We start from the raw sequence: 13,558 nt of genomic DNA, 5'->3' as shown, positions 1-13,558 counted from the left end.
AAGCAAAACAATTCAAACAATATTATTTATGTAAAATATTGATAATCAGTTGTTTAAATTCAAATATAATGTATTTTTATTACAACGAAAATGTATTAAAATTTAAACTATTTGAGCATGAAAAAATCAATCTATCTAAGCGCATTTTTATTATTCATAACCAACTCCATTTTTGCACAAATTGGAGGTATTGAAGATTCTGTTACCGATGTTTCAGATACTATAAGAGCCATCTTTCCCATAATTCTTGGAATCATTTTTTTAATAGGTTTTCTATTTAACGCTGGACATTTTTTTGGTGAAAATGCAGATTTAAAAAAAGGTATCACCCGTGTATTAGTATTTGTACTTATTGCAGGCGCAGTAGTAGGGATTTTCACTTACCTAATCGGCATCGTAGTCTAAGGTCGCTAAGCGACATTAAGTATGAATGTATTATGAAAAATGATGTTGTATGAAAAATGTTGTTGTATGAAAAAATACGAAGTATATAAAAATATTAGAAAACGAGCGGTAATTATGGGTTTGCCTATATCGCTGTTTGCTTTAATGATGACATGCGTAATTGGCTCCCTTTTGTTTATCATTTTCTCTTTTAGTTTTCTAGTTATTATTTGTGTTTTCGTACTTAATGGAGTCTTGTATATAGCATTAATACATTTTACCAAGAACCCTTCGCTATTGTATTTTAAAAAGGTGTTTCCTAAAACCATCAGTAATAAAAATGCCTGCATCGCTAGTGTTCTAAAAGGTCATTCGGTTCTCAAATAACTAAAACTATTACTCTATATGAAAAGACTAAATCTATCCGCATACCATCCGATTATAGATATCCAAGGCAACATAATATTCGCTAATAATGGGAATGTTGTTCTTGGTTATAAAGTAGATTCTCCCGAGATCTACAGCCTATCCGAAAAAGACTTTGAAGATATGCACGGTTCGTGGTTTCAGGCTTTTAAATCCTTACCCACAAGCACAGTTATCCATAAACAAGATATTTATAAAAAGGACGAATATTCGGAAGATAGGCTGCCTAATTGTACTTTTTTACAAAGGGCTACAAATAGCTATTTTAAAGGGCGAGAATACCTAGTGCATTCCAGCTACCTCTATTTTATTTTGCCTTATAACAAAGCTTTGAATGCGGCAAAGTTTACTAACCCATTTCGGAAAATAGAGAATGGTATTTCTAAAGAATTAGATACGAATGTTCAAGAGTTTATTGGCTCTGTAAAGGATGCCGTTTCTTTTGTCAATAATAGCCGAAAAATGGCACTAAAGCCATTAAACGAGAGTGAAATACTAAATGTATGCGATGCCTACTTTAATGGATTTAATCAAGGTTTTGATACGGATGTACAACTGAAAAAAGAGAATATTGAAATTGGAAACAACCATTTTGATGTTCTAGCCATCAATAGCGAACTCTGTTTTGGCGATGTAGTACAGAGTAGTAAAACCAATGATAAATTCACTTCCGATGATTTTGTATTCCATCAAGGTTTTATGGATGGATTAGGATTGAATCTGAATGAAAACCATATCCTTAATCAAATCATCTATCTAGATGATAAACACAAATGGCGCAAGCTACTAGATAAGAAAATTGAGGAGCTGAACAAGAGCTCCAATTTTGGAACGCAGAACAAAGTTATTCTAAAGAAGATTGAAGACATTGTTGCTAAAATCAATGAAGATGATAATGCAAGAATTATCAGAGGACACCTTAATATTATTTTCTGGTCTCGGGAAGCCCGAGAGCTAAGTACTATTGCCTCCAAAATAAAGACAGAATTTAAGGAATTGGATATTGTTCCTTACTACCCAAAAGGGGAGGAGCGGAAACATTATTTTCTGAATTCCTATTGTTGTTTTTCTTCTAACTTCTCTAATGAAGATCTGTATGTAACAGATTTAAAACATGCCTTGTGTTTGTATATTAATAACACCAATTATAAATCGGATGCAACAGGAATCCTATTTAATGACCGGCAGCATAATATACCGGTACTCAAAGATGTTTGGGACGAAAAGAAAAAGCGTATCAAGGCCAGAAATTTTGCCATTTTCGCTCCAACAGGAGAAGGGAAATCTTTTTTAGCCAATAATATATTGCGCCAATACTTTGAGGATGGCGTTCGGTTAGTGATTATAGATTTAGGAGGCTCGTATTCCAAGTTTGCCAAACTCTATCCAGATGATCATATAATTCTACGCTACGAACAGGGAAAAAACTTGGGGATTAATCCATTTTATATTTCTAATGAAAGTGATTTAACACCAGAACGATTAGAAGATTTAGCTGTTTTTATATTAGAGCTATTGGCTTCTGGTAAAGAAACCACGAAAGCCGAAGAAGTAGCCGTTAAAAAAGTATTGCTGCATTATTATGCTACCGTTAGAACAGGGCATTCCTTAGCTACTTTATATCAATTTGTAGATACGAAAAAGGATATCCTTATGGAGGAAATCAAAGTAAGAGAAACGCATTTCAGTGTCTACAATTTTCTACACATCCTTTCGGAATATGTGGATAATGGATTATATAGTTTTCTGTTCCATGTAAATGAAGATCAGACGTATAAAATAGAAGACAAGCGGATGATAGTTTTTGAATTGGATGAAGTAAAAGATAATAAGGAAATCCTTTCGGTAATGTTAAAGCTAATTAAGTCTGCCATACAACGAACCATTTGGCGCAACAAAGCAGAAAAAGGCATCATACTTTTTGATGAATTCGCCAAGCAGTTGAAATTCGACAATGTATTGGAAAGTGTAGAATTCTACTATCAAGCGATCCGTAAACAAAACGGAGCTATTGGTATTATTCTACAATCTATTAATCAACTCCCTAATAATTCTACTTCGGCAAGTATTCTAGAAAACACCCAAGTGATTTATAGTCTGAATAATGAAAAAGGCTACGAAGAATTAAAAAAGAGACTTAACCTGTCTAGTCATGATTTAAATCAATTAAAATCCATCCGAAATAATCTTACTGGAGAACGAAAATACACGGAGATGTTTATCAAAATAGGAAAGGATAGCAACATTTTTCGATTAGAAGTTCCAAACGAAGTGTATGCTGCATACCTAACCGACGGTAAAGAAAGCGAGGCCATAATGGCCATTTATGAGGAAACTCAAAATATGGAGACCGCTATCAATGAATTTATAGAAAAGAATTATTAATTAAATCCAGGCAATGCCTGTTAAAATCTAAAAATTATGAAACAGAAAATGAAAACATTAGGAATAGTACTGACTTTGACATTAATCCTTTTATTGCCTGGCCGTGCTACGGCCCAAGGGGTACCGGTGTATGATAATACCAATTTTATCAGCTTTATTAAATCCCTATTAGAATCAGGGAAACAGACCTCACAATTATTAAAAACAGTAAAATTTTTAAAACAACAAAAGGAAAATGTAGACAAGGTAAATAATGTAATAAAACAGTTGAAGGCAGTGAAGGAATTGGCCAGTAACAATCAAAAATTATTTGATATGGTACAGGTGGATTTACGTGAGATTTTTAATTCGCCCTATATAAAACCCCATGAAGTAAATAGGATATCCGAGTCCTTTAATGCTATTATAGAAAACTCTATGGAAGGTATGGAGTATATAGACCAGATACTCTCCAATGGCAGCCTAAAAATGACCGATGCTGAGCGTGCAGAAGTTTTAAAAGCAAAAGAGTTAGAATCTAAAGAAATGGTGGCAGAAATAGAAGCAAAAACCAGACGTTATCGAGAGATTATTTCATTTAGAGAAATGCAGTCCATTATCAACAGTAGAAAAGCAAATTACTAACGGATGTCGGGTCTAGCTTTAAGTATAGGATTAGAATATGTAGATACGGTATTTACCACGATTAAGAATAGTGATTTTTCGCAATACACCATGACAGGAATGAAAACCCTTGCTATTCTGTTTTTTCTAATTAATATCTTAAAAAAATACAATGAAGGCGTAGCGAATAATGAAGGCTATACTTGGGGATTAACCCCAGCAGAATTAGCCAAGAATTTTGCAGTAATTATTCTAGTTATTTTTTCTACCCAGGTATTGACTGTTTTTGATACTATACTGGTAGCCATTGAAGGGCAATATAGAGATACGGCTCCAGCACTCCTCCCGTTACAACTACAAGATGTAGATTTAGAGCAGGATGTGGGTGCTTTGGAAGCCGCCAAAAAAGCAATGGCTATACTTTATGAAGCCTTGGTAACCCCATTGTATGGTCTTAAAATGTTGTCCTTTATTGTAGCTATGTTTTTATGGTTGCTAGATCTATTTATCTATCCATTGTTTCTGTCTGAACGCTATTTTTTATTAGGCATAATGCAGGCATTTTTTCCTTTGGTGATTAGTCTTGCCGTATTTGAGAAATTTAGAAGCCTAGCGTATAATTTCTTTAAACTCTATGCAGGAGTATATATGTTGGTACCCGCCTTTTTTCTGGTAAATGTATTTGTCAATAATCTCTATACAGAAATCAATACTAATTTTTGGAGTAGTCTTTTTGGTACGGATTGGGGAAGTAACTTTTTTGCACCATTACTACAATTTGGCTCTATAGGGTTTATAGTGCTATTAAAATTTAAACTCTATAGGAGAGCGACCTCTTTCGTCTTTAAACTTTTTTCAGGCGGATAAATACTCCCTTTGAACATGAAATAATTAAAAGAGTAAAACCAATATGAAAACACCTTATAAAAATATATATACTATTCTACAACAAAATCGACTTATCGTATTAACAGTCGTAATAGGAGCAGTACTTACCAGTATCGTTTCTATTTTGATGGTTGTTAAGTTGCACAAGGAAACTGTTAACAATGCCTTTGTGGTAAATACAGATGGCAGTGTAATTCCTTTACAACTGGTTTCGCAACACGAAAATTTAGAAGTAGAATTACTGGCACATCTAGAACTTTTTCACACCTATTTTTATCATATCGATGCCAGTAATTATGAAAAGCATTTAGAAAAGGCTTTGTGGTTGGGAGATAGTTCTGTAGATGCTTTGTACCAACAAAAGAAAGCAGACGGCGTATACAACCGCATATTGCAGTATTCTTTGATACAAAAGGTGTTGCGCATAGATTCAAGAATAGATATTACACAAGAGCCATATCGCTTTGAAAGTACTACCATTTTTGAAATTAATAGAGGAACTATAACAGACACCTATGAATTAACCACTTCAGGAAATGTAATGCATGTAGATAGGAACTTTCCTAATAATACCCATGGGCTTTTGATTACCAATTTTTTTGAAAACAAACTAAAGAAAATCTCTAACGGAGAGTAGAAGTTAAAAGGCATTTAAAAAAGGATGATTATGAAAATAGAAAAAAATAAAATAGTCTTTGGGCTAGTCTTATTATGTGTGGTTCTTTTTATTGGCGTCTATACCACAATGATTCTAGGAGAAGAGGAAGAGCCAACTATCGAAGGCAACAAAATACCAGTCCCAAAACTGGAAGAGACACAAGAGGAATATGATTCTAAATTAGAAGCCTTAGATGCATTAAAAGAAGTAAGAGAGAATAATGCTCCTAGTATATATGATGAGCGATTATTAGATTCTATGGGAGTCTATGACGCGGATTTTTTAGATAAAGAAAAGATGCGAATGGTAGATAGTATCTATAACCAAGGTCGTATTAATTATACCGATAGAGGATATCGCCAAATAAAACAAAAACCTATTATATCTCCTAAAATAATAGAAAAGGATACAACAGATAATGATGGTATTGCAGAAAGTGAAACGAATGTTGCCGCCAAAGAGCGTAGTCTGGAGCATCAGCTTTTTTTTGCATCGCACCCGATAGCAAACCAAGCAATGCATACCCAAAACACGGACGCCTATATTTATGTACGTGTAGATGGGAGGCAAACTATTAAGAACAATTATCGCTTGCAAATGCGACTGACTAAAGCTGCTTATATCAATAATATTTTGGTGGAAAAAAACGCACCTATTTATGGTTTTGTAAGTTTTAAAGCAAACCGAACTATGATAATCATTGAAAATATAAATCATAAGCCAGTAAAACTTAAAGCTTTTGACTTGCAGGATGGGAGCGAGGGAATCTATGTGAAGAATAGTTTTAGAGCAGAAGCAACCAATGAAGTTATTGGAGATTTGGTAGATGAAATAAATATTACCGGTGTGCCACAAGTTAGTGGTGTTAGAAAGATATTCCAGCGGAACCACCGAAATGTAAAAGTGACGGTAACCGATAATTACCAACTTATTTTAAGAACCCCGAAACAAACATTAAGCCAACTTTTTGGAAAGCCCATAATGCCCAAGTATTAAAGGCTTTTAAAAAGCACTTATTAAAACACCATCTTATAAAAGCCCTTAAAGGGCACTGTTTAAACTTACTTTTATGAAAAAATATATTATTATTTTATTAATTATCTGTTCAACTTCAATGTTAGCACAACAATCGTTAGATACTATTTATGCTAATGATAAAAAGAATGTAGCTCTTTTTTTTCCTAAGCCTATTCGCCAGGGAATTACTGGAGCTACCCATTTTGTATTTACCTACAATCGTGAAAAAGAACAGTATTTTGGATTACTCCAAGCACAGCCTGGAATAGAAAGTAATCTGCTTACAGTTACAAATAATGGAAAGGTGTATTCGTATATTTTAAAGTACGCTGAAGAATTGCCTAAGTTGAATTATTTTATTCTTGAAAAGGAAAGTATTGGAAACGAAATACCTAAAGTTTTGCCGGCAGTAAAAGAGAAGAAAGTAACCCATTTTGAAAAAGATAAAATGGATTATTTTTATAGAGCTTGCACCTATGTACTTAATTCTAAGTATGAGACTCTAGCCACTATACGAAAAAAAGGTATGCAGTTACAATTGCAAAGAATGGTTTACGATGGTGATGAAGTATATCTGGCTATTGAAATCAAAAATACCTCAGAAATAAATTTTGATGTGGACTATATTAATATCTATGTAACTAATGGAAATGCCAAAAGAAAATCTTCGTATCAAAGCTTACAGCAAGAAGTAATATACAAACATAAAATGCCAAAATCTGTTATGAAAGGCTTACATCAAAGATTCGTTTATGTACTTCCTAAGTTTGTTTTAGGAGAGAATGAACGATTAGAAATTGAATTGAAAGAATTAAAAGGGAATAGGAAGGTAGTTTTGAATAAAGCGTTATGATTCTTTGGCCAGACATGTATTCAAGCTAAGTTTATTTCTTCACTAAAAGCGTCTTAAATAGATGCTTTTTTTATGTCTAAAATGTAGCTATAATATTCCAAAATATTTGATTTAGTTTATTTAATATTTTGTATTATCTTAGTACAATCATAAAGAAATAGAATCAAAGCAAAAGTTACCTATTCGGTTACCTGTTTTGAAAAATAAAAGTAACTATTTGATTATTAATGATATATGAGATGGCCGTTAGTTCTGCCACCCCGACTTAAAAGCCTTCTATTTATAGAAGGCTTTTTTTATGTCTATAGCTTATCATCCAATCAAATGTAGCAACTCTAGTAATTATTGGATGAGGTAATACATTTTTGAGTGAAGCTACATAGAAATTCAATTTTTACTTGTCATAAAATACTATTCTTTTTTATAAAATACGCACAGCTTTTGATTCTTAAAAGGAACCCACCCATGGTTTAATCTGAAGTGGATTGCAGCTAACTAATTCAAAAAAATTATTTGATAAAGGATTGCAGCTTTGACTATTACTACTATAACATATAATATTTCCATTATATGTTTACATTGTTTTTTATTCCTATCAAGGTTTTTACAATAACTTCTTTTTCATACTCTAAGTGCGTTAGGCAATGGAATCTAATGGAAGTATTCTTATGGATTGTAAAGTTCAGGTAGATTACTTTGTGCTTGTAGATGTAGAAAAGTAAAACCGGTTGTAACTATAACCTATTAAGTGGAGTTCTATAACGTGTTCTTTTTTTGTTTGTAGGAATATATAATTAGTGAAAACGGATTTATATCGATATTTAAGCTTATGTTGCTTTTTTTGGTTTTCACACACATACTTACCTAAGTCTACAACATTTGTAGGAAAAAGCTTATAATTTAAGATAAGTTAGCGTTTAAATGTAAAATAATTCAATTAAACTTTAATTTATGAAACTTAACAAACTGCCTCTTAAGAGGATCCCCCTAAGTGTTATTATTCTATTATTTGCTTGTTTCGGCTTACAGGCACAATCCAAAAGTCTTGTTGTAATAGATTCTGATTTTGCAGATAAACAACAAGTCATTAGTTCTTTAACTTCAGACGAAGTTTTGTTACAATTAACGAATTCTAATAACCCCTGGAGCGATATTAGAAGCGAACTAGAGTCTAATTCGACTATAAAGACAATTCATCTTTTTGTAAATGCATCCTACAACTCTTTACAAATGGGAGGCATAACTTACAACTTAGATTCGGTTAGTTCGGAGTTTGAGCTTAGTATGTTAGAAGGTCTTTATCAAGGCGAGCATATTCAATTACTTATGTACAATTGTAATTTAGGTACAAACACAGATGGTTTGGCATTAATACAAGCAATTGGAGAAAAGGCATATTTTAATATAGGTGCTTGCACAAGTTGTACATCTATTTTTGATGCAGCATTTAATTTTGACTATTGGTCCTTAAGTGCGTCAACAACCAATTCCATTTTAACAAAGTAAAATCCCCCAAATGAAGAATATATTTAAAACCACCTTAGTGTGGGTATGCTTGGTATGCGCCAGTGTATCCTTTGCACAAACTGTAGATATGGCAGTGCAGCAGGGTCCAAACATAGATGTTATGGTCACTGTTGGTTCTGCGCAATTAGATTTAACACCTTTTGAGGATGATTTAGAAGCATCCTTAATTGGAAAAGGAATGCCTTTAGGAAAACTTCGTGTAGAAGCATTTGAAAGGAGTACAATATCATCTGATCAGGCAGATGCAGCTGATATTTTTAATAGTTGGAGTAAAATGAACTTCAATGGAACAGAACCACCAAATCACCCTTCTTATTCGGGAGACTATTTTACTTTTGATGGCGGAACTAATCGAATAATTGCTGATTTTGTAGGAAGAAATACATCTTATGGATGGGGTTTCGCAATGTATGACCCTATCGGAGATATTTCTGATGGTACTCTTTCCGCAACTTGGGGACTTTCAGAAGCTCCTTATCCCCATGGAGAAGTTGGTTTTATTTTTAGAAAAGTAGACAGCCAAAATTTTTATGCATATATAATTGATAACCACTCTGCTTGTGGTAATATTAGTGGTTATGGTTCTGATGGCGATCCAGCAGAAGCAATTTTAAAAGTGGAAAACGGTACGATTACAGTTTTAGCCCTTAATACTAATAGTGGAAGCTCAGGAAGACCGGCGAGTTGGGATACTAATAGATCAGATATGTTTGCGGCCTATTTCAATGGACAGGCAATTGATTTTAAAGTGGAAATGTCAGGGAATGATATAAAAATTTCTAGAAAAGGAGGCGGAGGTAGTGCTGGTACTGGATGGATAGAAGCGTTTGACATAACGGACAGTACTCATGATGCTGGTAGTTATGGTTTTTATGTACATGAACAATCTGGTGCATATTTTGAAGATATTGCTATTGAAAAATTATCATTAAGAGCTTTTAAAGATGTTCTAAGAGAGCCACAATGGAGAAATAGTGCTTTACGTTTTAATGTGAATTTGGACGATTTAGAAGTTGCAGATTTTGATGTGGATTCTGACTTATCCGAAATTTTAATGCGTACCATTAATGAAGACATTCATTATATAGGCTGGGGTGTTAATGCTAATAAAGCCCAGTTTGAAAGATTTGTTACGCAAAACAATCAAAAAGGAACCTTTGTAAATAGAGACGAAACAGCATATAACGATTGGATAGACCAAATTGCACAATATATATACGATCAGTATGTTTTTGGCACCGTTAGCGCAGGAGAGTTTTTTATAGCAGGTACTTCTATTGAAATGGATATTACGCCAACGGAATTAAAAACAAATACAGCTAATGCTACCTATCCTAACGGAAGATGGAAAGTTAGTCATGACGAAACCTATTTTGATAATGATAGTGGTAAAGTATCTTGGCATGATTTATATTTAGAAGATGTTCCAGAATTTTATGAAAAACCTGGAGAATATACTTTTACTTTCCAGGATTTACCTACAGCACCAACAACATTGTATTTTCATAGAAAACCAGTGGCAAGTTTTGCTTACAATCCAATTACAGGTGCGTTAACCAATAATTCATACGATTTAGATGGAGGTGCTAACAATGGTATTGCAAATTCCGAATGGAAGTGGAAATCCGTAGATGCAGGATCTACAAATGATTGGACAATAGGGCAATTTAACCCTTCTGGTCAGCCAGATGGTCAATATTTAATAATGCTTACCGTACAAGATCATCAAGGAACGTATAGTTCTCCTTCAAGTATTTATGTAGAAAAAACGTCAGCCACACCTGGTAATGATGATTTGCCTTTAGCACAATTTAATATTCTACCAGATGTGTTAACAACATATACCGGGGCTATGACAATAGCAATCGAAAATAACTCAGCTGATCCTTATGGAAGAACACTCACTGCTGAAGAGTGGATTGTAACACAACGAACGTATGATAATGACAATAATCCAACAGATGTTGAAGTGTATAATTCTACCACACCAATGACTGATTTTTCTGCATATAATACAGAAAGTGCAGAGTATATAATTAGTTTAAGAACACAAACAGATACAGGGGTATGGTCCTTACCATTTTATAGAACGTTAAACATAATTCACGACGCGTCTAACCCTACAATTGCGGCTTCGCCAGCAAACGGGAATGTTACTACAGAGGATAATATTACCTTAAGTTTTTCAGATGAAGGTTCGGGTAGCGGTTTTGATGTACAACGTTATGTATTAACACAAAGTGCTACACCACCTGCAACCGATGATGTTAATTGGAGTTCATGGAGTAATAGTCAATCTAAAGATGTTTCTTTCTCAAGTGGAGGTTCTGGTTGGTATATTCACGCTGAGGCTAAAGACAATGCAGGTAATACAGGGGCAACTTCTTTTGGTCCATATAATTTAACCTTAGTAGTGGGAGCGGAAGATGATTTGGCTCTGACGAATGAGGATAATACTTCTGACCCTATTAATGTATTGTATAATGATACATATGACGGGGGACAAAGCGTTACAATTACCATTGATACACAGGGAACAAAAGGAATTGCAACAGTAGATGGAAGTAATAATATTATTTATGCTCCAAACGAAGATGCGTATGGAACAGATACTGTAATTTATCAATTAGATAACAACGGAACAATTGTTACAGGTACACTTACAATGTCTATTCAAGCAGAAGATGATTTACCAATTGCTGTTGTAGATAGTTTTAACGTAGATGAGAATGATACTTTAAATAATGATGTTTCAACTAATGATGAAGAAGTTGATGGGGATCCATTAGTATATCATTTAGTGAATGGACCTTCTGATGCAACCTCATTTACATTTAATAATGACGGAACATTTACCTACCAGCATAATGGTTCTGAAAACTTAACAGATACTTTTACGTATAATTTTGAAGATGCAAATAACTTTTCTAGTACGGTAACCGCAACCCTTAATTTTACTCCGCAGAACGATGCTCCTACAGGAGGAAACATTTCTGTAGATGTGGTACAAGATGTAGATTTTACTTTTACACCAGGAGATTTTACATTTAATGATGTAGATACAGGAGATCAATTTAACGGAATTCAAATAATTTCTTTACCGTCCGTTGGGAAAGGAGTATTAACATATGAAGGTAATCCAGTTTCTGAAAATGATTTAATAGATGATGTAACAAAGTTAATTTATGTTACAGAGGCAGGAGAGTTTGGAACCAATTACACGTCTTTCTCCTTTAAAGTAAAAGATTTAGAGGATGAGGTTAGTACCGCAACATATACCTCTAATATTGATGCGGATGAAGATACAGATGGTGATGGAGATGGTAACAGTACAGATCCAGATGATGATGGCGATGGTACACCAGATGTTGAGGATGCTTTTCCATTAGATAATACAGAAGATACCGATTCCGATAATGACGGAACAGGAGATAATGCAGATGATGACGATGATAATGATGGTACACCAGATGAAGAGGATGATTTCCCATTAGATGCCAATGAAGATACCGATACGGATAATGATGGTACAGGTGATAATGCAGATACCGATGATGATAATGATGGTACACCAGATGTTGATGATGCTTTTCCATTAGATGCCAATGAAGATACCGATACGGATAATGATGGTACAGGCGATAATGCAGATACCGATGACGACGGTGATGGTACACCAGATGTTGATGATGATTTCCCATTAGATGCCAATGAAGATACCGATACGGATAATGATGGTACAGGCGATAATGCAGATACCGATGATGATAATGATGGCACACTAGATGTTGATGATGATTTTCCATTAGATGCTAATGAAGATACCGATACAGATAATGATGGTACAGGTGATAATGCGGATACCGATGACGACGGTGATGGTACACCAGATCTTGAGGATGATTTCCCGTTAGATACCAATGAAGACACCGATTCCGATAATGACGGAACAGGCGATAATGCAGATACCGATGACGATGGTGATGGTACACCAGATGTTGAGGATGATTTCCCATTAGATGCCAATGAAGATACCGATACGGATAACGATGGTACAGGTGATAATGCGGATGACGATGATGATAATGATGGCACCCTAGATTCTGAAGATGATTTTCCACTAGATCCTACTGAGGATACCGATACGGATAACGATGGTATTGGAGATTACGCCGATACCGATGATGATGGTGATGGAAATATAGATACCGATACCGATGGTGATGGTTTAGGAAATAATATTGATTTAGATGATGATAACGACGGTACTTTAGATTTTGAAGATGCTTTTTCAACAGATCCAGCAGAAGATACGGATACCGATGGCGATGGAACAGGGGATAACGCAGATTTAGATGATGATAATGATGGGTATTCGGATCAAGTAGAACATAGAGAAGGTACAGATTCTAAAAATTTCGCCAGTACACCTGAAGATACAGATTTAGATGGAATTTCTGATAGTGTTGATACCGACGATGATAATGATGGAGTTGTAGATACTGAGGATGTATTTCCTAAAATAGCAGAACCTACATTAGCACCAGCTGAAGCATTTACCCCTAACGGAGATGGTATAAATGATAGTTGGGTTATTCCAGGAATAGATAATTATCCTAATTCCAATGTAAAAGTTTATAATCGATGGGGGCATGAGGTTTTTGCTACAGAAAGTTATAAAAATGATTGGAATGGAAAATACAAATCTAATTCAGAAAAACTTCCAGCAGGATCCTATTTATATGTAATAGACTTAGGTAATGGTACAGCACCGTTACGTGGTTGGATGTTTATTAATTACTAATGCAAAACCCCCA

9 protein-coding genes are annotated in these 13,558 nt (G+C 34.4%); all 9 read left to right on the top strand.

Features of this window, described 5'->3' with window-relative positions; all coding sequences use genetic code 11:
• Window positions 1-117 precede the first annotated feature (117 nt).
• The 9 genes from Q0856_RS09645 (at window position 118) to Q0856_RS09600 (ending at window position 13,545) form a co-directional block, all read left to right on the top strand.
• A complete protein-coding gene (locus Q0856_RS09645) occupies window positions 118-405 on the top strand; it encodes a hypothetical protein (RefSeq protein ID WP_298504485.1) in 288 nt (95 codons plus the stop codon).
• A 384-nt stretch (window positions 406-789) separates the two neighbouring features.
• Window positions 790-3,195, top strand: coding sequence for a TraG family conjugative transposon ATPase (locus tag Q0856_RS09635; protein WP_298504480.1), 2,406 nt, complete (start codon window positions 790-792; stop codon window positions 3,193-3,195).
• A 36-nt stretch (window positions 3,196-3,231) separates the two neighbouring features.
• Complete coding sequence (locus Q0856_RS09630) at window positions 3,232-3,819, top strand: conjugal transfer protein (RefSeq protein WP_298504478.1); 588 nt, start codon at window positions 3,232-3,234, stop codon at window positions 3,817-3,819.
• A 3-nt stretch (window positions 3,820-3,822) separates the two neighbouring features.
• Window positions 3,823-4,665 (top strand): hypothetical protein, encoded by an 843-nt coding sequence (locus Q0856_RS09625; RefSeq protein WP_298504476.1) that lies wholly within the window; start codon window positions 3,823-3,825, stop codon window positions 4,663-4,665.
• Window positions 4,666-4,708: 43 nt separating this feature from the next.
• Window positions 4,709-5,323, top strand: coding sequence for a conjugal transfer protein TraK (locus tag Q0856_RS09620; protein ID WP_298504474.1), 615 nt, complete (start codon window positions 4,709-4,711; stop codon window positions 5,321-5,323).
• 30 nt (window positions 5,324-5,353) lie between these two features.
• A complete protein-coding gene (traM, locus tag Q0856_RS09615) occupies window positions 5,354-6,340 on the top strand; it encodes a conjugative transposon protein TraM (RefSeq protein WP_298504473.1) in 987 nt (328 codons plus the stop codon).
• Between the two features lie 73 nt (window positions 6,341-6,413).
• Window positions 6,414-7,214: a DUF4138 domain-containing protein gene (locus Q0856_RS09610; RefSeq protein ID WP_298504471.1), complete on the top strand. Its 801-nt coding sequence runs from the start codon at window positions 6,414-6,416 to the stop codon at window positions 7,212-7,214.
• A gap of 951 nt (window positions 7,215-8,165) precedes the next feature.
• Entirely contained in the window at window positions 8,166-8,720 is a 555-nt protein-coding gene (locus Q0856_RS09605) for a DUF4347 domain-containing protein (protein ID WP_298504470.1), read from the top strand.
• A 10-nt stretch (window positions 8,721-8,730) separates the two neighbouring features.
• Complete coding sequence (locus Q0856_RS09600) at window positions 8,731-13,545, top strand: gliding motility-associated C-terminal domain-containing protein (protein WP_298504468.1); 4,815 nt, start codon at window positions 8,731-8,733, stop codon at window positions 13,543-13,545.
• Window positions 13,546-13,558 lie beyond the last annotated feature (13 nt).

The sequence above is a fragment of the uncultured Maribacter sp. genome (assembly GCF_947496775.1).
In the GTDB taxonomy this organism is placed as follows: domain Bacteria; phylum Bacteroidota; class Bacteroidia; order Flavobacteriales; family Flavobacteriaceae; genus Maribacter_B.
The sequence above is the reverse complement of the archived record's forward strand: the minus strand, read 5'-3'. Positions and strand labels throughout refer to the sequence as shown.